Here is a 21,217-nt window from a genome sequence, read left to right as displayed (position 1 = left end):
CACTGAAGCGCGGCGGTGCAGGGTGTCACCGGTTGCCAGGCGCGGTGGCGCCGCCCCCGCACTGCCTGCCTCGTTCAGCGCCCCATGCCGGTTCCGGGCGCGCCGCCCGACGGCCCCGTCGTGCCGGTACCGCCCGTGCCCGTGCTCGGCGCATCCGTTCCGCCGCCACGCGTGGTCCCCGAGCCGCTGACCGACGGCGAACCGGTCGAACCGGATGGCGCAGTCACGCCCGATGCCCCGGCTGCATGGCCGGCGCCGGCATCGGTGCCATGCCGCTTGCCGGATGACGTGCGCGAGCTGCCTTGCTTGTCGCTGCTGCTGGCCTTGCCGCCGCCGTCGGTCATGCTGGTGCCGGTCCCGGGCGTACCCGGGCTGCCCGGCGTGCCAGTCGTACCCGACGGACCCGTGCCGGCGCTGCCGCCGCCCGAACTGCCGCCGGCACCGCCACCCGCGCCACCGCCGCCCCCGGCGCCCTGTGCCAGTACCGCACCGCTGGCCAGCGCCGTGCAGGCAAGCCAGGCCATCATCCATGTCCGTGCTTTCATCATCGTCTCCTTGCGTTGGAAGCACCGTAGCCGCAAGGGGCGTTCCACCCCACGCGCGTGCTGCCGCGCACACCGTTGCAAGGTTTGCCGGTGCCGGCGGGCAATAGTTACCGGAGGCCACATCGGCCAAAGTTGGCGGCTGCGGCCCGCGGTATATCGCTGTGCATCGCGCGAGCCCCGGCAACAGGCATACGGATTGCTTAAGAGCGATAGAAGTCATCTCCGCGTCGGCGGTATCTATGGAGCCAGCGATGGACGCCCCGGCAACCACTTACAAGAAATTCGGCGGACTGCGCGGCCGCATGCTCATCGTCGGTTTCGGCAGCATCGCGCGCTCCGTGTTGCCGGTCCTGCTGCGCCATCTCGACATCACTCCCGCGCAGATCACCGTGGTCTGTCCGGCCGCCAACGATACTTCCATCGCGCAGGCGTATGGGATCCGCGTCGTGCCCAAGGCGCTGACCGAGGAGAACCACAAGCAGGTCCTGCAAGACCTCGTCGGCGAAGGAGACTTCCTGCTGAACCTGTCGGTCAACGTCTCCAGCGAGGCGCTGGTGCGCTATTGCTGGGAGCACGGCGTGCTGTACCTGGATACCTCGATCGAGCCGTGGGCGGGCGCGGCCACGGATCCGGCCGCGCCGCTGTCACGCCGCAGCAACTATGCCTTGCGCGAAGGCGTGCTGGCGTTCCGCCTCGACAAGCGCGACGGGCCCACCGCGATCCTGACGCAAGGCGCCAACCCGGGCCTGGTGTCGGCGCTGGTCAAGCAGGCGCTGGTCAATATCGCGGCGGACAACGACCTCGACCATGAACCGCCGGCAAGCTTCGAGGACTGGGCGGCACTGGCGCGGCAGCTCGATATCCGCGCCATCCACGTGGCCGAGCAAGACACGCAGGTCGGCGCCAGGCGCAAGCTCGCCAACGAGTTCATCAACACGTGGTCGGTCGACGCCTTTATCGAGGAAGGGATGCAACCGGCGGAGCTCGGCTGGGGCACGCACGAGCGGCACTGGCCGGCGGATGCGCGGCGGCACGGATTCGGCTCGGATGCGGCGGTGTACCTGACGCGTCCGGGATTCGGCACGCGCGTGCGCAGCTGGACGCCGCTGGGCGGCCCTTACCACGGCTTCCTGATCACGCACGGCGAGTCGATTTCGATCGCCGATCACCTCACCCTGCGCGACAACGGCGAAGTCGTTTACCGGCCGACGGTGCACTATGCCTACCGCCCGTGCGACGACGCGCTGTTGTCGATCGACGAACTGATGGGGAACGGCGGCCGCAAGCAGGACAACCAGCGCATCCTGCGCGACGACATCGTCGGCGGCATGGATGAGCTCGGGGTGTTGCTGATGGGCAATGCGCGCGGCGTTTACTGGTACGGATCCCGGCTGAGGACGGAACAGGCCAGGCAACTCGTGGAACACAACACCGCCACCAGCCTGCAGGTGGCCGCCGGCATCCTGGGCGGCGTGGTCTGGGCGCTGGAGCATCCGCGCGCGGGTGTGGTCGAGCCCGATGACCTGGATTACGAAGCCGTGCTGCGCATCGCTCGGCCCTACCTCGGCGAACTGGTCGGTGTCTATGGCGACTGGACGCCGCTGGCGCAACACTCGCCGCTGTATCCGGAAGCGGGCGATGAAGATCCCTGGCAGTTCGTCAACGTGCGCGTGCCGTAGGCGCCGGCCTGGCGCAATCGGAGCCGAAGACGATGTCGGGGCTGCTGCAAAAGGAACTGGGCGTCATCGAGAACTCGTATTACGAGGCGAGCGTCGACCGGCCAGCCCCAAGCCAGCCACTGCTGGGGCGCACGGATGCTGAGGTGTGCGTGGTGGGCGGCGGCTATGCCGGACTGTCGTGTGCGCTGGAACTGGCCGCGCGCGGTTTTCACGTCGCGCTGCTCGAGGCGCAGCGGATCGGCTGGGGCGCTTCCGGGCGCAATGGCGGCCAGGCCATCGTCGGCTTCGGCGCGGAGGGGGAGGGCGCGATCGAGCGCCAGTGCCCGGCCGCGGTGGCACACGCGGCCTGGAAGGCCTCGGTCGAGGGCATGCGGCTGCTGGAGCACCGCATCGCCACCTACGGCATCGCCTGCGACCACGTGCGCGGCTACATGACGCTGGCGCCAAAGCCGCACAAGGTGGAGGGTTTGCGCCGATGGGTGGACCATATGCACGAGCGCTATGACTATCCGCTCGAATGGGTCGAGCGCTCGCAGCTTGGCCGGCATGTCGCCAGCGACCGCTTTGTCGCCGGGGCGTATGACCCGCACTCGGGCCACCTGCATCCGCTGAAGTACTGCCTGGGGCTGGGCGCTGCGGCGCGCCGGCAGGGTGTCCAGGTCTTCGAGAATTCGGCCGCCTATCGCGTCGAGCGCGACCACGTGCCGGTGGTGAGGACGGCCGAGGGCGAAGTGCGGTGCCGGCAGGTCGTGCTGGCGGGCAACGTCTACCTGGGCGAGTTCGGCGACCATCTCGCGCCGGAGATCGCGGCGCGCATCATGCCGGTGGGGACGTACATGATCGCCACCGAGCCGATGGACGCGCAGCGGGCCCGCGCGCTGATGCCAAGCCGGGTCGCGGTCTCCGACAACAACCTGATCGTCGACTATTTCCGCCTCAGTGCCGACAACCGCTTGCTGTTCGGGGCCGGCGAGACCTTCAGCGCCCGCCCGCCGGGGAATCTGGTGCAGCGGATCCGCGCGCGCATGCTGCAGGTCTTTCCGCAGACGGCGGACCTGAATATCGATTATTCCTGGGGCGGCTTCGTCGATATCACCATGAACCGCGCGCCCGACCTGGGCCGCATCGGCACCAACCTCTACTATGCGCAGGGGTTCTCCGGTCACGGGCTGTCGTTTGCCGGCATGGCCGGCAAACTGATTGCCGAGGCGATGAGCGGCGACGCCTCGAGATTCGACGTCTTTACCCGCATCCGGCATCACCGCTTTCCGGGCGGCGCGCTGTTCCGGACCCCAGCGCTGGTGCTGGGGATGTGGTACTACAAGCTGCGCGACCTGCTGTAAGCGCCCGGCTAGTTACCGCGAAGGTGCCGGCGGCGTCTGCACGCCCACGCCATGGACGTGCACCATCTTCCCGCCCAGCCAACCGGACACCACCAGCAGGCCGATGGCGAGCGCCGACAGCACGATGGCGCCGGCACCGGCCCCGCGCATGCGCCACCAGGCATTGACGACATAGAGCGCGACCACGGTCAGGTTGATGCCCATGTGCAGCAGCGCAATGCGGCGGATGCCGCTGGGCAGCGAAAGCAGGTCGATCAACCCGGGCAGGGCCGCGACCAATGCGCCAATGATGCCGCCGACCATGGCATACAGGGCCACTACCGGCCAGTTGGGACTGGTGCCGCCGAAATAGCGGATCAGGTCGCAGGCGAAGGAAAAGATCCACAAGCCGATGGGGATGGTGATCAGCATCGGGTGGATCGGATGCTTGGCAATGCTGGCCGGAGTGAGCATGGCGGACTCCTTTACGTTCCGGGCGCACAAGGGCGCTTGCGTGCGCCGCGCTATCGCTATGCCATGGCAATGCCACCGCAAGACCGGCACGGCGTGCTTCCCCGTTCAATGACGGCGCTGCTCATCCCGTGTCAGGACGACCGGTTCCAGTCCACTTTTCGCCGGACCATGCAGCACCGAGCCGTCGACGCCGAAGCGCGAGCCATGGCATGGGCAATCGAAGGATGCCTCCAGGCTGTTCCACTGCACCAGGCACTTCAGGTGCGGGCAGGTGGCGTCGAAGGTGTGCAAGACGCCATCAACATCGCGAAACGCGGCCACGTGACGGCCGCCGGCCTTGACCACATGCCCCGCGCCGGCGGGGATGGCGTCGAGCGCCATGCCGTCGTCCTTGCCGAGCCAGTCGGCATACTGGGCCACCACATTGGCGTTCTCGCGCGCGTACTCGACCACGGCCGTCACCGACTTGCGCGACGGATCGTAAAGCTCGGCCCAGTCATTGGTGCGGTCCGTGATCTGGTCGCGGATCAGCATGCCGGCGATCGCACCGTGGGTTATGCCATTGCCGGAATCGCCGGTCACCACATAGACATAGGTGTCGCCCGGGTTGCGGCCGATAAAGGCGACGCCATCGACTGGCTCCATCACCTGGCCCGACCATGCGAACACGGGTTCGTCGACCACCGGGAAGCGCTGGCGGGTCCAGTCGACCAGCCTGGCGAAGCGCTGTTGCCCATCGTCCGCCTGGCCCACCTTGTGGTCTTCGCCGCCGCTGATCAGCAACTGGTATCCGGCATCGAGATCGCCGGCAATGCGCACGTAGTGGTAGGGATCGAGCGTGTCCCAGAACTGGCACATCGGCATGCTGTCGCGCGGCACTTTCAGGCCCACCACAAAGGTCCGGTACGCGGCCTGCTTGGTATGAATGGCAAAGCGGTCGATAAACGGGGTATTGGTGGCGACGACGACGTGGCCGGCCTCGATGCGCGCGCCGCTGGCCGTGCGCACGGTAGCGGGGTGGCCGTCGCTGACTTCGATTGCACGGGTCTTGCCGTACACCTTGCCGCCCCTGCGCTGGATCGCGTCAACCAGGCCGCCCAGGTACTTCAGCGGATGAAGTTGCCCTTGCCGCGGAAACCGCAGCGCCGAGCGCAGCGCCACCTTGCCGGTCGGCACGTCGCTGGCCCGCTCGACCTCCTCGAGGCCGGCGCGGTGCGCGGCGTCCAGTTCCCTGGAAAGCAGTTCGTCCCCCTCGGACGATTCGGCGAAGAGGTAGCCGTCCACACGCCGAAAGTCGCAATCGATAGACTCGGCGGCGCAGATCGACTCCATCCTTGACACCGCTGCCGCGTGGCTGCGGGCTACCTGGCGCGCGGCCTGAGGCCCCAGGTGGCGTTCGATGTAGAAAAAATAATCGTCGAAAGCCGTCATCAGGTGCGCGGTGGTCCTGCCGGTCTCGCCGGCGCCAGGGCCGTCCGCATCGATCACGATCACGGCCAGTCCGGCCGCGGCCAATTCATAGGCGACCGACAGGCCGGCGATGCCCGCGCCGATCACGCACGCGTCGCACACCGCGTCGCCCTCCAGGGGCGGGCTGGTCAGTGTGGTTCCGGCTGCCCAGTATGAAATCGTCATGCCGCCCGACCTCCGCTTGTTCTGCCTATGTCTCAGTGATAGGTCAGGGGTGCCGGCGCAGGTATCGGGCGCGGTCCTACAGCAGGCCGGCTGTGCTCCAATATTTACCCGGATGATATTGACTTCCTATTTTATCCGGGTAATATTTGGCGATGTTCCTCTTTATCTTTCGCCGATTCGCCATGACCCAGCCAGCGCCTCACCACTTCACCTCCTTCGACGGCCACCGCCGCATTGCCAGCGGCCCGCTGCCGGACAATGCCCTCGCGCTCAGGCGGGCGCTGGAGGCGGGCGCGGCCGGGCCGGTCCTGGTGTTCGACGACAGCACCGGCCGCTCGATCGACCTCGATACCAGCGGCACCGAAGCCGAGGTCCGCGCACGGGCGGCAGTGCGCGCGGCGCAGCTGGCCTCGCCGCAGCCGGCGGCTGGCGAGGGCGATGCCGCTCCCGACGCTGCGGAACCGCGCGGCCGCGGCCGGCCCAGGCTGGGTGTGGTGTCGCGCGAGGTCACGCTGCTGCCGCGCCATTGGGAATGGCTGGCTGCGCAGCCGGGCGGCGCGTCGGTGGCGCTGCGCAAGCTGGTCGAGCAGGCGCGCCGCGATCACGCCGGCAAGGACCGCAGCCGTGCGGCGAGCGAGCGCGCCTATCACTTCATGGTCGCCATTGCCGGTGATCTTGCCGGCTTCGAGGAAGCCAGCCGGGCCCTGTTCGCCAACGATCTGGAGGGCTTTGCAAGGCAGATCTCGACATGGCCGGCGGATGTGCGCGAACACGCGCTGCGGCTGGCGCACAGCGACGCCTGAGCGGTGACGTCAGGTCCCGCCCAGCAGGTCGTTCGCATCGACGATCGCGTAGGCGATCTCGGGATGCGCCTCCATGCTGCGCCGGATCGCGGCCGGGATCGATTGGCGGATCTTGCGGCACAGGCCGGGCTGCTCCAGCACCTGGATGCTGATGCCGCGCACGGTGCGCACGCCGCGCGCGCTGGGCGTGATGCTCAGCACGATGCCGAGCTGGGCTTGCATCAGGGCCTCCATCCGTTGCAGCTCTGGCAGGCTGGTCAGGCTTTCGAGGCGTTCCACCAGCCGTTTTTCCTCGGCGCGCGTCAGGCGCAGCACCCGCAGGTCGGCATCCGGGTCGCTCAGCAGCGCCTCGCGCCCGCAGATGCAGGCGCCGGGCGGACATTCCGTGCGAAGGGGGAACGGCGCGTTCATGTAGGGCGCGGCCGCTGGGCCGCCGGATTGCGGGGACGATGGCCGGATATGGTAAATCAGGTTGCCGGTCGCCTGGGCATCGCCGGGCAGCGAAGGCCAATCCGGTCTATGCTCGCGGCTGCGGCCGGGCCCGCATGGCGCGGCCGCCAAGACGACAACACCAACCCCCTGCACAGGAGACGCCCCCATGGCCCTCTCGATGTACGACGTTTCGATCCCTCCGTTTATCCGCGCGCTGGGCAACCTCGACGCGATCTTCGCCAAGGGCGCGGCGCACGCGCAGGCGCAGGGGATGGACCCGGCCGACCTGATCCAAACCCGCCTGATTGCCGATATGGACCCCCTGCCGGCGCAGGTGCAGCGCGCCAGCGATGCCGCCAAGGGCTGCGCCGCGCGGCTGGCCGGGATCGAGGTGCCGTCCTTTGCCGACACCGAAGCGACCTTCGCGGAGCTGCAGGACCGGGTCGGCCGCACCATCGTATTCCTGGAGCAGATCACGCCGGCGCAGCTGGAAGGCAGCGAACAGCGCGTGATCGAACTGAAGCTGCGCCAGGGCCCCCTGCGCTTCGACGGCAAGTCTTACCTGCTGGGCTTTGCCCTGCCCAATTTCTATTTCCACGTGACCACTGCCTACGACGTCCTGCGCCACAAGGGGGTGCAGATCGGCAAGCGCGACTATCTTGGGCTGAAGTAGCCGGTGCGGGCCAGGGAAGGGGGTGGCGGGCACGGCACCGCACTTCCTCGCGCACGGCTACGGAGCGTGATGCCGGTCCGGTGCCGGCTTTCCGGCCGCCGCATCGTGGCAGCGCCACCAGCGCCGGCTAAGCGAAAACCCTGAGCCCTCTGGTATACTTGCGGCACGTCCGGCCTGTGCCGGACGCAGCCTGCGACAGGCCAGGACAGCCCCTCCCGGCAGCCCCCACGCTGCCAGCACTGCCGCCCCGATCGATATGTTCCACTCCACATCGAGGGCGCGACCACGCGGCAACGCGCGAGGTCCGGCACCGGCCCTGCCCATCCTTTACTGAACCCCGGCCAGCCCAGCGCTGCCCATACGCTATTTACGGTCCGAGAGAGACCTCACGCATGACTTACGCCGTCAAGGAAATCTTCTATACGCTGCAAGGCGAAGGCGCCAACGCCGGCCGCGCCGCGGTGTTCTGCCGCTTTGCCGGCTGCAACCTGTGGAGCGGCCGCGAGGAAGACCGCGCCAGCGCGGTGTGCCAGTTCTGCGATACGGATTTCGTCGGCACCGATGGCACGCGCGGCGGCAAGTACCGCTCTGCCGAGGAACTGGCCGCGGTGGTCGCGTCGGAGTGGCCGCAGGGCGCCGGCGGCAAGCCGCTGGTGGTCTGCACCGGCGGTGAGCCGCTGCTGCAGCTCGACGCGCCGCTGATCGATGCGCTGCATGCGCAGGGCTTCGAGATCGCGATCGAGACCAACGGCACCATCGCCGTGCCGCCGGGCATCGACTGGGTCTGCGTCAGCCCCAAGATGGGCTCGGAGCTGGTGGTCACGCGCGGTGATGAGCTGAAGGTGGTAATCCCGCAAGACGGGCAGGACTTTGCCGCATACGAGAAGCTTGATTTCCGCCATTTCCTGGTGCAGGCCATGGATGGTCCGCTGGCAAGGGAAAATACCGCCGCGGCGGTGGCCTTCTGCCAGCGCCACCCGCGCTGGCGGCTGTCGCTGCAGACGCACAAGCTGCTGGGCATCCGCTGAGCGGCGGTGCCGGTGCCGCGCCGCGGGGCGGCACGCGGGTCGCATAAGGGACGCAATTCAGTCCACAATACAGGCTTCGGACGCACGCGCGGCGTCCGCTTCAACGCAGGCGGCCGGCAGCGGCGCCGGACCACATGAGCAAACAAGTTTCCATCACCCGCCGGCTGGAGTTCGACTCCGGCCACCGCATCCCCAACCACTGCGGGCAGTGCCGCAATATCCACGGCCACCGCTACCGGCTCGACCTGACGCTGTCGGGCGAGGTGCTGCACCGCGAGGGCGCCTCCGATGACGGCATGATCCTGGATTTCGGCGACATCAAGGCGCTGGCCAACGAGCACCTGGTCAGCAAGTGGGACCACGCCTTCCTGATCTACCGCGGCGACACCGCGCTGCTGAACTTCCTGCAATCGATGGAAGGGCACAAGACCGTGGTGCTGGACGCGATCCCGACCGTGGAGAACCTGGCGCAGGTGGCCTTCGACATCCTGGCGCCGGTGTTCAAGGACTGTTTCGGCCACCACCTGCAACTGACCCGGCTGGTGCTGTTCGAAACCCCCAACTGCTGGGCCGAGGTCAGCGCACCGGCGGTGCTGCCCGCGCAGGACTGAGCGGGCCGCGATGACCCAGCCGCCGCTGCCGCGCGCCTTGCCGGACGATCCGGCGCAAGCCGCCGAGCGCGACGCGCGCTATATGCGCGCCGCGCTCGAGGAAGCCCGCCTGGCCGAAGCCGCGGGTGAAGTGCCGGTGGGCGCCGTGGTGGTCTGGAACGACACCATCATCGCCCGCGGCCACAACCTACCGATCCGCTCGGTCGATCCGTCCGCGCACGCCGAAATGCAGGCCCTGCGCGCCGCCGCCCAGGTCATCGGCAATTACCGCATGCCCGAGTGCGAGCTGTACGTGACGCTGGAGCCGTGCGCCATGTGCAGCGGCGCGATCCTGCACGCGCGGCTGCGCCACGTGGTGTTCGGCGCAAGCGATCCCAAGACCGGCGCGGCCGGCAGCGTGGTCAACCTGTTCGAACAGGCGCAGCTCAACCACCAGACCACCATCACCGGCGGCGTGCTGGCCGACCCCTGCGGCCAGATGCTGAAGGAATTCTTCGGCGCCCGGCGCCGGGCGCAGAAGGCGGCACGCCAGCCCGCCGCCAATCCCGACCAGAATCACGACACTGAAGCATGAGCACGCCGAACAACAGGCCGCATACCGAAGTCCGACTGATCGCCTCGTCCGGGTATCCGCACGATGTCGCCGTCGCCGCGCGCGGCTGTGCCTGGCTCAAGCACCATGGCTACCACATGGCCAACCCGGACGTGCTGGCGCGGCGCTACCTGCGCTTCGGCGGCACCGACGCGGAGCGGCTGGCCGACCTGCACGCGATCGGCACCGGCGTGCCGCATGAACTGACGCTTGCGGTGCGCGGCGGCTATGGCATCGCGCGCCTGCTGGCGCAGGTCGACTTTGCCCGCATTGCCGAACAGGCGCGTGCCAGCGGCACGCCCATCGTCGGGCACAGCGACTTCACCGCCTTCCAGCTGGCGTACCTGGCGGCCACCGGTGGCGTCACCTTTGCCGGGCCGATGCTGCTGGCCGACTTTGGTGCGGAAGGCGTCGACGCGTACATGTGGCAGCATTTCGAGGGCATCCTGCGCAACCCCGCCTACCGCGTCGACATCGCCGCGCCGCAGTCCGGCGGACAGCCATTCTCCGGCACTGTCGAAGGCACGCTGTGGGGCGGTAACCTGGCGATGCTGTGCAGCCTGCTGGGCACGCCATTCATGCCGCGAGTGCAGGGCGGGGTGCTGTTCCTGGAAGATATCAACGAGCCGCCGTACCGCGTCGAGCGCATGCTTATCCAGCTGCAGCAGGCCGGCGTGCTGGGCGCGCAGCGCGCCATCGTGCTGGGCGATTTTTCCAATTACCGCGTCACCGACTACGACAACGGCTACGACATGGACGCCGTGGTGGCCTACCTGCGCGAGCAGCTGCCGGTGCCGGTGCTGACCGGGCTGCCGTTCGGGCATTGCGCCCGCAAGCTGACACTGCCGGTCGGTGCACAGGTGCGGCTGTCGGCACGCGCCGATGGCTTCGGCATGGCGTTCTCGGGCTACCCGGTGCTGCCGCCGCTGGCCTGAGCGCCGTCACGTCGCCACCGCGCGCGCCGGTCGCAAGGAATGCGGCCGGATGATAGAATACGCGGTTATTTCCTGATTTCCTGCCGGGTTCTCGCATGAACCGGGCGTGGCCCGTGCCGCAGCGCCAGCCATGGCCGCCGGAATCCTTCCGGCCCGCGCCGCGGCGCCACACTCTCCAGACAAGGTTCCAGACGTGCTTTCTACCGCAAACATCACCATGCAGTTCGGCCCCAAGCCGTTGTTCGAGAATATCTCGGTCAAGTTCGGCGAGGGCAACCGCTACGGCCTGATCGGCGCGAACGGCTGCGGCAAGTCCACCTTCATGAAGATTCTCGGCGGCGACCTCGAGCCGTCGTCGGGCAACGTCATGCTGGAGCCGGGCATTCGCCTGGGCAAGCTGCGCCAGGATCAGTTCGCCTATGAAGACATGCGCGTGCTCGACGTGGTGATGATGGGCCACACCGAGATGTGGGGCGCCGCGCAGGAGCGCGACGCCATCTACGCCAACCCGGAAGCGACCGACGAAGACTACATGAAGGCCGCCGAGCTCGAGGCCAAGTACGCCGAATACGACGGCTACACCGCCGAGTCCCGCGCCGGCGAACTGCTGCTGGGCGTGGGCATTCCCACCGCGCAGCACCAAGGCCCGATGAGCGACGTGGCGCCGGGCTGGAAGCTGCGCGTGCTGCTGGCGCAGGCACTGTTCTCGAATCCGGACGTGCTGCTGCTGGACGAGCCGACCAACAACCTGGACATCAACACGATCCGCTGGCTGGAGACCGTGCTCAACGAGCGCAACTCCACCATGATCATCATCTCCCACGATCGCCACTTCCTGAACTCGGTCTGCACCCACATGGCCGACATGGACTACGGCACGCTCAAGGTCTACCCGGGCAACTACGACGACTACATGGAAGCGTCGATGCAGGCCCGCGAACGCCAGATGGCCGCCAACGCGCGCGCCAAGGAGCGCATCAGCGAACTGCAGGACTTCGTGCGCCGCTTCTCGGCCAACAAGTCCAAGGCGCGCCAGGCGACCTCGCGCGCCAAGCAGATCGAGAAGATCAAGGTCGAGGACATCAAGCCATCGTCGCGCCAGAACCCGTTCATCCGCTTCGAGTTCGAGAAGAAGCTGCATAACCTCGCGGTCGAGGTGGAAGGCATCACCAAGACCTACGACCGCAAGATCATCGACAACCTGTCGCTGGCGATCCAGGCCGGCGAGCGCGTGGCGATCATCGGCGAGAACGGCGCGGGCAAGACCACGCTGCTGCGCAGCCTGCTCAACGGCGCGGTGCAGACCGGCGTGCAGCGCGGCGTCGAGGTGGACCGCGGCACGGTCAAGTGGGCCGAGAACGCCAACGTCGGCTACATGCCGCAGGACACCTACGAGGAATTCCCCACGGACCGCGACGTGATGGACTGGATGAGCCAGTGGACGCAGGCCGGCGACGACGAAACCTCGCTGCGCGGCACGCTGGGCCGCCTGCTGTTCTCCGCCGACGACATCAGAAAGAACGTCAAGGTGCTGTCCGGCGGCGAGAAGGGCCGCATGATCTGGGGCAAGCTGATGCTGGGCCGCCACAACGTGCTGGCGCTGGACGAGCCGACCAACCACATGGACATGGAATCGATCGAGTCGATGCAGATCGCGCTGGACAAGTTCCAGGGCACGCTGATCTTCGTCTCGCACGACCGCGAGTTCGTCAGCGGCCTGGCCACGCGCGTGATCGAAATCCGCACCGACGGTACGCTGACCGATTACCTGGGTACGTATGACGAGTACCTGCAGTCGCAGGGTATCGACGGCTGAACGCCGCGCCCGCTGCATGCTGAAGGCCGCCTCCGGGCGGCCTTTTTGCTGTCGGGCCCGGTGCCTCAGGCGGCGCCCGCGCTGCCGGCGCGGAGCTGGTCCAGCTGCGCGACGATGGCGTGCGCCGTGATCTCGCCCCGGGCCTTGAGCAGCGCCGCGTGCAGCGGTTCGCGCAGCGCCATCAGCGCGGGCAGGTCAGCGGCCTTCTCCACCTTCACCTGCAGCAGGTAGCCGCGCAGGCCCAGGTGCTGCCCGATCACGTCGGTATAGAAGTGGTAAAGGCGCTGGTACGCCTGGATGTCGGCGGGGGAATGGGGGTCGGCCGCATTGGTGTGTGGCGGCGCCGGTGCCGCGGCGACGGGCGCATGGCGCATTGCATACACCGAGAACAGGTTGGTGTCGGCGGCGGGCTGTGCGACGCGCGGCGGTTCCTGAGGCGCGGCGACGGGCGCCTGTGCCGGCTCGGCGACGGCTTCGACCAGCCCCTGCGCCAGCAGCGCCGCCATGGCTTCGGCGCCGAGCCCCATGCCGGCCGCCTGCGCCAGCAAGGCCTGCTCGCGGCGCTCGCCGTTGACCATCAGCAACAGCGCGCGCAGCTTGTGGTCCAGCTTGCGCGCGCGGCTGCGGATCTCGTCCTGCCCCGCATCCGTCTTGCGGTAGATCGGATCGACCATGTCTCGCCCCCTTAGTCCTTCGTATCTTGTTATGTGCGGCCCCTGGCGAGTATCCCGCCCGTGCCGTGCGGCCGATTATCGCCATCTTCCTTGCGAGCAGCGGCGGGCAGCCGGCGCCATTTCCTGCGGCGCCAGAACATGGGCCCGAAACCGCTCTACAATGTGCCTGCACCATAAAAGTAACAAAAAATTGCAATCGCCAATTCACCAAACCGAGAACTGTGGCCATGCAACAACGAGACAAACTCTTCATTAACGGCAAGTGGGTCGCACCCCACGGCAACGGCAAGATCGATGTGATCCATTCCGCCACCGAAGCGGTGATGGGAACGATCCCGGAAGGCTTGGCCCGCGACGCGGAAGACGCCATCCAGGCGGCGCGCGCGGCCTTCGATGGCTGGTCGGCAACGCCGCCGGCCGTGCGCGCCGGTTATATCGCTAAGATCGCCGAAGGGCTGAAGGCACGCAGCGAAGAACTGGCCCAGCTGATCGCCGGTGAGGTCGGCATGCCGATCAAGCTGGCGCGCGCGATCCAGGTGGGCGGCCCGGTCTACAACTGGGGCCAGGCCGCCAGGCTGGTGGAAGGGTTCAGCTTCGAGGAAGAAGTCGGCAATTCGCTGGTGGTGCGCGAGCCGGTGGGCGTGGTCGGCGCCATCACGCCGTGGAACTACCCGCTCAACCAGATCACGCTGAAGGTGGCGCCGGCGCTAGCGGCGGGGTGCACGGTGGTGCTCAAGCCGTCCGAGGTGGCGCCGCTCAACGCCTTCGTGCTGGCCGAGGTGATCGAGGCCGCGGGCCTGCCGCCGGGCGTGTTCAACCTGGTGACCGGCTATGGCCCGGTGGTGGGCGAGGTGCTGGCCAGCCATCCGGAAGTCGACATGGTGTCGTTCACCGGCTCGACCCGCGCCGGCAAGCGCGTGTCAGAGCTGGCCGCGCAGACCGTCAAGCGGGTGGCGCTGGAACTGGGCGGCAAGTCGGCCTCGGTGATCCTGGACGATGCCGACCTGCCGGCGGCCGTGAAGGGCACCCTCAATGCCTGTTTCCTGAACTCCGGCCAGACCTGCTCGGCGCACACCCGCATGCTGGTGCCGCGCGCCCGCTATGACGAAGTCAAGGCGATTGCGCAGAAGGTGGTGGCCGGCTTTACCGTGGGCGATCCGCTGCAGGAAACCAGCAAGCTGGGCCCGCTGATCTCCGCCGTGCAGAAGGACCGCGTGACCGGCTATATCCGCCGCGGCCTGGAAGAGGGCGCCGAACTGGTGGCCGGTGGCCCCGAGGCGCCGGAGGGGCTGGACCGGGGCTTCTTCGTCAAGCCGACCGTGCTGGGCAACGTCGAGCCGCGCGCGACCGTGGCCCAGGAAGAGATCTTCGGTCCGGTGCTGTCGATCATCTGCTATGACACCGAGGAAGACGCGGTGCGCATTGCCAACGACAGCATCTACGGCCTGGGCGGCGGCGTGTGGTCAGGCGACGAGGCGCGCGCGATCCGCGTGGCGCGCCGCATCCGCACCGGGCAGGTCGATATCAACGGCGGACCGTTCAACATGCAGGCGCCGTTCGGCGGCTATAAGCAGTCTGGCAACGGGCGCGAAGCCGGCAAGTACGGCCTGGAGGAGTTCCTGGAGTACAAGTCGCTGCAGCTGAAGAAGCCGGCTGCCTGACGCGCTGGCACGCAACGCGGAAATGCCCGGCTGGTCCGGGCATTTTTTCGTGCGGACAATGCGGGGATAATGCGCGGGAAACACGTACAACATGACAAGGACAGAGGGGGAGCAACGATGCGCGGGTTAGGGCGGCTGACCAGGTGGCTGGCAGTGCTGCTGGGGCTGGCGGTGGCCGGCGCCGCGGCCGGGTTGGTCTGGTATCGGCATGCGGCACAACCGCCGGCCTCGGGCAAGGCGGTGCTGGCGGGCTTGCGCAATCAGGTCACGATCGTGCGCGATGGCAACGGTGTGCCGCAGATCCGCGCCGCCAGCAAGGCCGATGCCTGGTTTGCGCTCGGCTACGTCCACGCCCAGGACCGGCTGTGGCAGATGCAGATGAACAAGCGCATCGTTGCAGGGCGGCTCGCGGAGATCCTGGGGCCGTCAGCCGTCGATAACGACAAGTTCCTGCGTACGCTGGGCGTGCGGCGCAACGCCGAGGCCATCCTCGCGCAGGCCTCGCCCGAAGCGCGTGCGGCGCTGCAGGCCTATGCCGACGGCGTCAATGCCTGGATCGACCAGCGCAAGGGCCCGCTGCCGCCGGAGTTCCTGCTGCTGCGCACGCAGCCCGAGCGCTGGGAACCGGCCGACACGCTGGGCTGGCAGACCATGATGGCATGGGACCTGGGCGGCAACTGGACCCAGGAGACGCTGCGCATGCGGCTGGCGCAGGTGCTGCCGGTGACCCGCATCAGCGAACTGCTGGCGCCGTATCCGGGCGAGCAGCCGGTACGCACCATGGATTACGGCCATCTGTACCGGCAGCTGGCGCCGCTGGCGAGCGCGATGGCCAGCGTCGGCGACAAGGCGCCGCCGGGCTATGTCGAGGGCGTGGGCTCGAACAACTGGGTGGTGTCGGGGGCGCACACGCAATCGGGCAAGCCGATGCTGGCCAACGATCCGCACCTGGGCCTGCAGGCGCCGGCGCTGTGGTACTTCGCGCGCCTGAGCGCGCCCGGGCTCGAGGTGGCCGGCGCGACGCTGCCCGGCATGCCGCTGGTGGTGCTGGGCCACAACGACCGGATCGCGTGGGGACTGACCAATACCGCGCCGGATGTGCAGGACCTGTACCTGGAGCGGGTGCGCCCGGGCAACGACACCCAGTACCAGACGCCGCAGGGGTGGGCCGCGTTCGAAACCCGCACCGAGACCATCCGCGTCAAGGGCGCCGCCGACGTGACGCTGAAGGTCCGCACGACGCGCCACGGGCCGGTGATTTCCGATTTCGCCGAGCCGCTCGCCAGCGCCGCGGCACCGCTGGGCGCGCAATACGTGGTGGCGTTCCAGTGGACCGCGCTGCGCGCGGACGACCGCACCTTCCAGGCCGGGCTGAGCATGAACCAGGCGCGCGACTGGGCCGGCTTCACCGCCGCACTGCGCGACTTCCATGCGCCGCAGCAGAACATCGTCTATGCCGACGTCGACGGCAATATCGGCTTCTACGCGCCGGGCCGCGTGCCGCTGCGCCGGGCCGACAATGACCTCAAGGGGCTGGCGCCGGCGCCCGGCTGGGACGCGCGCTATGACTGGACCGGCTTTATCCCCTTCGAGGCGCTGCCGCACCAGTACAACCCCGCCGGGGGTGTGATCGTCACGGCAAACCAGCGCATCGTCGCGCCGGACTATCCGTACTTCATCACCAGCGAGTGGACCGTGCCCTATCGCTACGACCGCATCCGCGCGCTGCTGGCGGCCACGCCGAAGCATAGCTTCGACAGCTTCGCCGCGATCCAGAAGGACGTGGTCTCACTGGCGGTGCGCGATGCCTTGCCGCTGCTGCTGGCCGCGCCGGTCAGCCGCGATGCAGCGCGCCCGGCGCGCGAACGCGCATTGCTGGATGCGTTGCGGCAGTGGGACGGGACCATGGACGCCGGCCGCGCCGAGCCGCTGGTGGTCACCGCCTGGCTGCGCGAGCTGTCGCGCCGGCTGTTCGAGGAGAAAACGGGGGAGGCAATCTTTGCCCGCATGTGGGAGCAGCGCAACGTGCAGCAGCCCATGCTCAACATCCTGCGCGATCCGCGCCAGCTGGGCGCGTTCTGGTGCGACCGTCCCGATACGGGCCCGGCCGAGACCTGCGACGACGCCATCGCCGACGCCTGGACGCAGGCCATGGCCGACCTCTCGCGCCGCTATGGCGACGATCCCGCGCGCTGGCGCTGGGGCGAGGCGCACGCGGCGCGCTCCGAGCACAAGCCGTTCGGCAAGGTCGCGTACCTGGCGCCGCTGTTCAACCTGCGCGTGCCGACCGGTGGCGACACCTACACGGTCAACGTCGGCCGGCATAACCTGCGCGACCACAAGGCACCCTTCGAAAATACCCATGCCGCCAGCGTGCGCGCGCTCTATGACCTGTCCGACCTGGCGGCGTCGCGCTTCATGGACTCCACCGGGCAGTCCGGCAATGCGCTGCTGCCGCGCTACCGCGACTGGACCGGCAAATGGGCCGCGGTGGAATACATCACCATGCCGCCGGCCGCGGCCTCGGGTTTGCATGGCACGGCGGACACCCTGGTGCTGGTGCCTGCGGCAAAATAGCGCGGCGCGTGCCCTGCCTGGCTGACAAGGCTCGCAAATTGGGGAGATCGTGCCGGGGTCTGCGCGGGGAGGTGGCCATAGACGCTAACATGAGGGCCTTTCTCCCTTCTCCCGGCAGGAGCCCTTGATGACAACGCGTACCACCCATGTGATCCAGCACGTCGCCTTCGAGCATGCGGGCGTGATCGGCAACGCCTTGCGCGCGCGCGGGCATACGCTGCGGGTATTCCAGGCTGGCGTCGATGACCTCGCGCCGATTGCCAGCGAGCCGGCTGACCTGCTGCTGGTGCTCGGCGGTCCCATCGGGGTCTACGAAACCGAGGCCTATCCATGGCTCGAAGCTGAAATCGCGCTGATCCGCCAGCGCCTGGCGGCTGGCGGCAAGATCATCGGTGTGTGCCTGGGCGCGCAGCTGATTGCGCGCGCCGCCGGCGCCAGGGTCTACCCCGGCACGCGCGAGATCGGCTGGGCGCCGGTCACGCCGACGCCGGCCGGGCAGGATTCCGCGCTTGCCGAATTGGCAGCGGCCGGCTGGGAAGTCCTGCACTGGCACGGCGACACCTTCGACCTGCCCGCCGGCGCGCAATTGCTGGCCTCGACCGCGGCGGTTCAGAACCAGGCCTATGCCATCGGCAACCAGGTGCTGGCGCTGCAGTTCCACCCCGAAGTCATGCCGCGCGACATCGAGGCCTGGCTGATCGGCCATACCGTCGAACTGGGCAAGGCCGGCATCGATCCGCGCACCATCCGTGCGCGGACCGCGCAAGTCGGCGCCAGCGTGGCGGCGGCGGGGGAACGCATGTTCGCGCGCTGGCTGGACGAGGCCGGGCTATGAGCCAGCCGGCATCCGCCGTGCGCGTGTCGATCGGCGCGGTTCTGACCGGCGCCGTGCGTCCGTTCGGACCGCAGGGCGTACCCAGCGGCATTGCCAAGACCGCAACGCGTGCGCGGATCCGCGTCAGCGCGACCGGGCTAGAGGGCGACGGGCAGGGCGATCCGCGGCATCATGGCGGTCCGGAAAAGGCGTTGCACCACTATGCGTTCGACCACTACCCGGCGTGGCGCCTGGCGCTGGCAGCGCAGGGCGCGACCGCTGACGGCGTGCTCGACACGCCCGGTGCCTTCGGCGAGAACCTGAGCACCACGGGCCTGACCGAAGCCGACGTCTGCATCGGCGACCGCTTCCGGCTGGGCACGGCGCTGGTCGAGGTGTCGCAGGCGCGCCAGCCATGCTGGAAGCTCAATCACCGCTTCGGCTATGCGGGCATGTCGCGCGCCGTGCAGCAGAGCCTGCGCACGGGCTGGTATTACCGCGTGCTGGAAACCGGCGAGGTGGCGGCGGGCGATGTGCTGCAACTGGTGGCGCGGCCCTGTCCCGGATGGTCGCTGCACCGTCTGTTGAAGGTGTTGTATGTCGACCGGCTGGACTATGCCGCGCTGGAGGACATGGCCGCGCTGGCACCGCTGGCCGAGAGCTGGCGCAAGCTGGCACGGCAGCGCCTGGACCGGCGCGAAGTCGAAGCGATGGAGCGGCGCCTGTCGGGCGAGTAAAGGCGGGGGCGGGTGTGTCAGCCCTGGCGGAAACGCTTGCCGGTGCCTTCGCGCGTGATGCGCTCCCAGATCCGCTGCTTTTCCTCGTCGCTGAAGAACACCCAGTTGCTGACCTCGGCCGCGGTGCGGCCGCAGCCCTGGCACACCTCGTCGAACAAGGTCGAGCAGATGCCGATGCAGGGGCTATCGGGGCGCTCGGACAGCGTGGAATCCGTGGCGCCGTGGTCCGGTTGGGGGCGCAGCGGGGCGGATTCGAAAGGTGACGGCATGGTGGCGGGAAGGCGGAGGGTGAAACGGGGGGACATTATACGGGTGGCAGCGAGGGGTACCCGGCCCGGGCCTGCCGCCGACAAGTCCGCACGCGTGCCTAACGTTCCTGGGCCAGTGCTGCCAGTGCCGCGCGCGCCAGGAAGCCGCTCCGCGTCTCATGGCGCCTTTCGACGTAGATATCGGTGCGGCAGTCCCCTTCCGTGTGAATAGCAGTTCTCTTAATGGGGCGCTCACAACTATGCGAGAGGTAATTGAACATGCTGCGGCATCCCAATACGCTTGACTCCGAACCCTGCCGAGCCGAGTTGCAAAATGTCCCAGCCCATCTCCGCCGTCCCTCTGCACCACGACCGCCACGCCTGCGTCGACCCGCGCATGCGCGCCATGGTTGACAACGTCCTGCTCGGCTCTCCCGTGGCGCGCGCGCTCGGTGTGCGCCTGGAGAGCCTGGCTCCCGATCATGTCGAACTGGAAATGCCGTTCCTGCCAACCAACGTGACCCACGGCAGCGTCGTGCATGGCGGCGTGATTGCAACCCTGATTGATATCGCCGGCGCGGCCGCGGCGGCGTCGGGCGCCAGCGCCGATGAGGTGAAGGGCGGGGCGACCAGCTCCCTGTCGATCCAGTACCTGGCACCGGCACGCGGCGCCGCGCTCAGGGCGGTGGCGGTGGTGGTCCGGCGTGGCCGCAAGCAGGTGGTCATGGATGTCTCGGTGTACGCCGAAGCGCCCGATGGAGGCGTACTGGTCGCCAAGGCCTTGATGAGCAGCGCCATGTTCTGAGGGCGTGCGGCACCTCGTGTGCCGCTGGCTTCTTCCCTAATTAAGCAATTAACCGCCAGCCAAGTCCTGCCACACCCCTGCGCGCCAGTACACTGGCGCGATCTGCCTGCAACAAGCGGGGCACGACCGGGGAGAAATGCGATGGAGCATCGGCCTGAAACGGCGCGGCGGGGCGGCCCGGCAACGCCTGCCGCGCCCCAGACGCTGCCTGCAAGCCCGGCGCCGTCCGGGTCGCGCATCGCGGTCTACGGTGCGATTGCCGCCAACGTGGCGATCGCCATCACCAAGTTCGTGGTCGCCGGCGTGACCGGCAGCTCGGCGATGCTGTCCGAGGCCATCCATTCGACGGTGGACACCGGCAATGAACTGCTGCTGCTGGTCGGCATGGCGCGCAGCCGCCGGCCGGCCGACGCCCTGCATCCGTTCGGCTACGGCAAGGAACTGTACTTCTGGAGCCTGATGGTGGCGGTGCTGCTGTTCAGCGTTGGTGGCGGCATCTCGGCCTATGAGGGCGTGCTGCATATGCTGGAGCCGGCGCCGCTGACCGATCCGCACTGGAACTACATCGTGCTGGGCTTCGCGATGGTGTTCGAGAGCATCAGCTTGGGCATTGCGCTGCGGGCGTTCGCGCGGGAGAAGAGGGTGCAGTCATTCTGGCAGGCGCTGCGAAACAGCAAGGATCCGACCACCGTGACGGTGCTGGCTGAAGACGCCACCGCGCTCGCCGGCCTGGTGATCGCCGCGCTTGGCGTTTATGCCAGCCACCGGCTCGACATGCCGATACTCGATGGCGCGGCGTCGCTGCTGATCGGTTTGTTGCTAGCGGGCGTGGCCACGCTGCTGATCGTGCAGAGCCGCAGCCTGCTGGTGGGCGAGGGGATCGACAAGGCCATGGCGCTGGCGATGCGCCGGATCGTGCTGGACGACCCCGCGGTGCTGTCGGCGGGCATGCCGCTGACCATGCACCTCGGGCCCGCCGAGGTGCTGGTGACGCTCGACGTGCAATTCCATCCGGAAACGGTGGCCAATGGCGCCGCGGGTGCCATCGACCGGATCGAGCGTCGCATCCGCGCGCAGTTTCCGCAAGTCAGCCGGATCTTCATCGAGGCCCGCCTGATGACCGCGGGCGTGCGCGCCGCGGGTTGATCGCTGTGCC

21 protein-coding genes are annotated in these 21,217 nt (G+C 68.3%); 15 read left to right on the top strand and 6 right to left on the bottom strand.

The genetic code is table 11. The features are described from left to right. Positions 1–74: 74 nt before the first annotated feature. Positions 75–545: a hypothetical protein gene (locus tag ACOCMH_RS25160; protein ID WP_427309676.1), complete on the bottom strand. Its 471-nt coding sequence runs from the start codon at positions 543–545 to the stop codon at positions 75–77. 251 nt (positions 546–796) lie between these two features. On the opposite strand from ACOCMH_RS25160, the gene ACOCMH_RS25155 reads away from it, so the two are divergent. Further along, complete coding sequence (locus ACOCMH_RS25155; RefSeq protein WP_427309674.1) at positions 797–2,224, top strand: homospermidine synthase; 1,428 nt, start codon at positions 797–799, stop codon at positions 2,222–2,224. Between the two features lie 32 nt (positions 2,225–2,256). After that, positions 2,257–3,567 carry an NAD(P)/FAD-dependent oxidoreductase gene (locus ACOCMH_RS25150; RefSeq protein WP_427309673.1) on the top strand — a complete coding sequence of 437 codons (1,311 nt, stop codon included), beginning with the start codon at positions 2,257–2,259 and terminating at the stop codon, positions 3,565–3,567. Positions 3,568–3,579: 12 nt separating this feature from the next. Here the strand turns inward: ACOCMH_RS25150 and ACOCMH_RS25145 are convergent, their stop codons facing one another. Both ACOCMH_RS25145 and ACOCMH_RS25140 read right to left on the bottom strand, forming a co-directional pair. After that, the gene (locus ACOCMH_RS25145) at positions 3,580–4,020 is read right to left on the bottom strand and encodes a DUF2231 domain-containing protein (protein WP_427309671.1); all 441 of its coding nucleotides are present in this window, start codon (positions 4,018–4,020) and stop codon (positions 3,580–3,582) included. A 105-nt stretch (positions 4,021–4,125) separates the two neighbouring features. Next, positions 4,126–5,655 carry an FAD-dependent oxidoreductase gene (locus ACOCMH_RS25140; protein ID WP_427309669.1) on the bottom strand — a complete coding sequence of 510 codons (1,530 nt, stop codon included), beginning with the start codon at positions 5,653–5,655 and terminating at the stop codon, positions 4,126–4,128. A 182-nt stretch (positions 5,656–5,837) separates the two neighbouring features. On the opposite strand from ACOCMH_RS25140, the gene ACOCMH_RS25135 reads away from it, so the two are divergent. Continuing rightward, complete coding sequence (locus tag ACOCMH_RS25135; protein WP_427309667.1) at positions 5,838–6,458, top strand: DUF2239 family protein; 621 nt, start codon at positions 5,838–5,840, stop codon at positions 6,456–6,458. Between the two features lie 9 nt (positions 6,459–6,467). Here ACOCMH_RS25135 and ACOCMH_RS25130 read toward each other — a convergent pair whose 3' ends face one another. Further along, the gene (locus ACOCMH_RS25130; RefSeq protein ID WP_427309665.1) at positions 6,468–6,869 is read right to left on the bottom strand and encodes a hypothetical protein; all 402 of its coding nucleotides are present in this window, start codon (positions 6,867–6,869) and stop codon (positions 6,468–6,470) included. Between the two features lie 187 nt (positions 6,870–7,056). Here ACOCMH_RS25130 and ACOCMH_RS25125 point away from each other — a divergent pair, with 187 nt between their 5' ends. The 6 genes from ACOCMH_RS25125 (at position 7,057) to ACOCMH_RS25100 (ending at position 12,545) form a co-directional block, all read left to right on the top strand. Further along, complete coding sequence (locus tag ACOCMH_RS25125) at positions 7,057–7,563, top strand: DUF1993 domain-containing protein (protein ID WP_427309663.1); 507 nt, start codon at positions 7,057–7,059, stop codon at positions 7,561–7,563. A gap of 392 nt (positions 7,564–7,955) precedes the next feature. Next, on the top strand, positions 7,956–8,591 hold the full coding sequence (gene queE, locus ACOCMH_RS25120; protein ID WP_427309661.1) for a 7-carboxy-7-deazaguanine synthase: 636 nt from the start codon (positions 7,956–7,958) through the stop codon (positions 8,589–8,591). A 134-nt stretch (positions 8,592–8,725) separates the two neighbouring features. Next, a complete protein-coding gene (locus ACOCMH_RS25115; RefSeq protein ID WP_012352882.1) occupies positions 8,726–9,202 on the top strand; it encodes a 6-pyruvoyl trahydropterin synthase family protein in 477 nt (158 codons plus the stop codon). A gap of 10 nt (positions 9,203–9,212) precedes the next feature. Then, a complete protein-coding gene (gene tadA / locus ACOCMH_RS25110; RefSeq protein ID WP_427309659.1) occupies positions 9,213–9,776 on the top strand; it encodes a tRNA adenosine(34) deaminase TadA in 564 nt (187 codons plus the stop codon). Then, positions 9,773–10,729: a muramoyltetrapeptide carboxypeptidase gene (gene ldcA, locus ACOCMH_RS25105; RefSeq protein WP_427309657.1), complete on the top strand. Its 957-nt coding sequence runs from the start codon at positions 9,773–9,775 to the stop codon at positions 10,727–10,729. The genes tadA and ldcA overlap by 4 nt, the downstream gene beginning before the upstream one ends. Before the next feature lie 193 nt (positions 10,730–10,922). Next, complete coding sequence (locus ACOCMH_RS25100; protein ID WP_427309656.1) at positions 10,923–12,545, top strand: ABC-F family ATPase; 1,623 nt, start codon at positions 10,923–10,925, stop codon at positions 12,543–12,545. Positions 12,546–12,610: 65 nt separating this feature from the next. Here ACOCMH_RS25100 and ACOCMH_RS25095 read toward each other — a convergent pair whose 3' ends face one another. Then, positions 12,611–13,219 (bottom strand): hypothetical protein, encoded by a 609-nt coding sequence (locus ACOCMH_RS25095; protein ID WP_427309654.1) that lies wholly within the window; start codon positions 13,217–13,219, stop codon positions 12,611–12,613. A 227-nt stretch (positions 13,220–13,446) separates the two neighbouring features. Here ACOCMH_RS25095 and ACOCMH_RS25090 point away from each other — a divergent pair, with 227 nt between their 5' ends. The 4 genes from ACOCMH_RS25090 (at position 13,447) to ACOCMH_RS25075 (ending at position 19,008) form a co-directional block, all read left to right on the top strand. Continuing rightward, entirely contained in the window at positions 13,447–14,880 is a 1,434-nt protein-coding gene (locus ACOCMH_RS25090) for an aldehyde dehydrogenase family protein (protein ID WP_427309652.1), read from the top strand. Between the two features lie 117 nt (positions 14,881–14,997). After that, positions 14,998–17,457 (top strand): penicillin acylase family protein, encoded by a 2,460-nt coding sequence (locus ACOCMH_RS25085; RefSeq protein ID WP_427309651.1) that lies wholly within the window; start codon positions 14,998–15,000, stop codon positions 17,455–17,457. A 127-nt stretch (positions 17,458–17,584) separates the two neighbouring features. Then, positions 17,585–18,292, top strand: coding sequence for a glutamine amidotransferase (locus ACOCMH_RS25080; RefSeq protein ID WP_427309650.1), 708 nt, complete (start codon positions 17,585–17,587; stop codon positions 18,290–18,292). Then, positions 18,289–19,008: an MOSC domain-containing protein gene (locus ACOCMH_RS25075; protein WP_427309649.1), complete on the top strand. Its 720-nt coding sequence runs from the start codon at positions 18,289–18,291 to the stop codon at positions 19,006–19,008. The genes ACOCMH_RS25080 and ACOCMH_RS25075 overlap by 4 nt, the downstream gene beginning before the upstream one ends. A gap of 17 nt (positions 19,009–19,025) precedes the next feature. Here the strand turns inward: ACOCMH_RS25075 and ACOCMH_RS25070 are convergent, their stop codons facing one another. Further along, positions 19,026–19,277 carry a DUF1289 domain-containing protein gene (locus tag ACOCMH_RS25070; RefSeq protein WP_427309647.1) on the bottom strand — a complete coding sequence of 84 codons (252 nt, stop codon included), beginning with the start codon at positions 19,275–19,277 and terminating at the stop codon, positions 19,026–19,028. A 313-nt stretch (positions 19,278–19,590) separates the two neighbouring features. Between ACOCMH_RS25070 and ACOCMH_RS25065 the strand changes: the two genes are divergently transcribed. Beyond that, positions 19,591–20,061 (top strand): PaaI family thioesterase, encoded by a 471-nt coding sequence (locus ACOCMH_RS25065; RefSeq protein WP_427309645.1) that lies wholly within the window; start codon positions 19,591–19,593, stop codon positions 20,059–20,061. A 141-nt stretch (positions 20,062–20,202) separates the two neighbouring features. After that, the gene (locus tag ACOCMH_RS25060; protein WP_427309643.1) at positions 20,203–21,207 is read left to right on the top strand and encodes a cation diffusion facilitator family transporter; all 1,005 of its coding nucleotides are present in this window, start codon (positions 20,203–20,205) and stop codon (positions 21,205–21,207) included. Positions 21,208–21,217 lie beyond the last annotated feature (10 nt).

This window comes from Cupriavidus sp. H39, from assembly GCF_050271075.1.
Lineage (GTDB): Bacteria > Pseudomonadota > Gammaproteobacteria > Burkholderiales > Burkholderiaceae > Cupriavidus > Cupriavidus necator_B.
This window is presented reverse-complemented; position numbering and strand designations above follow the sequence as displayed.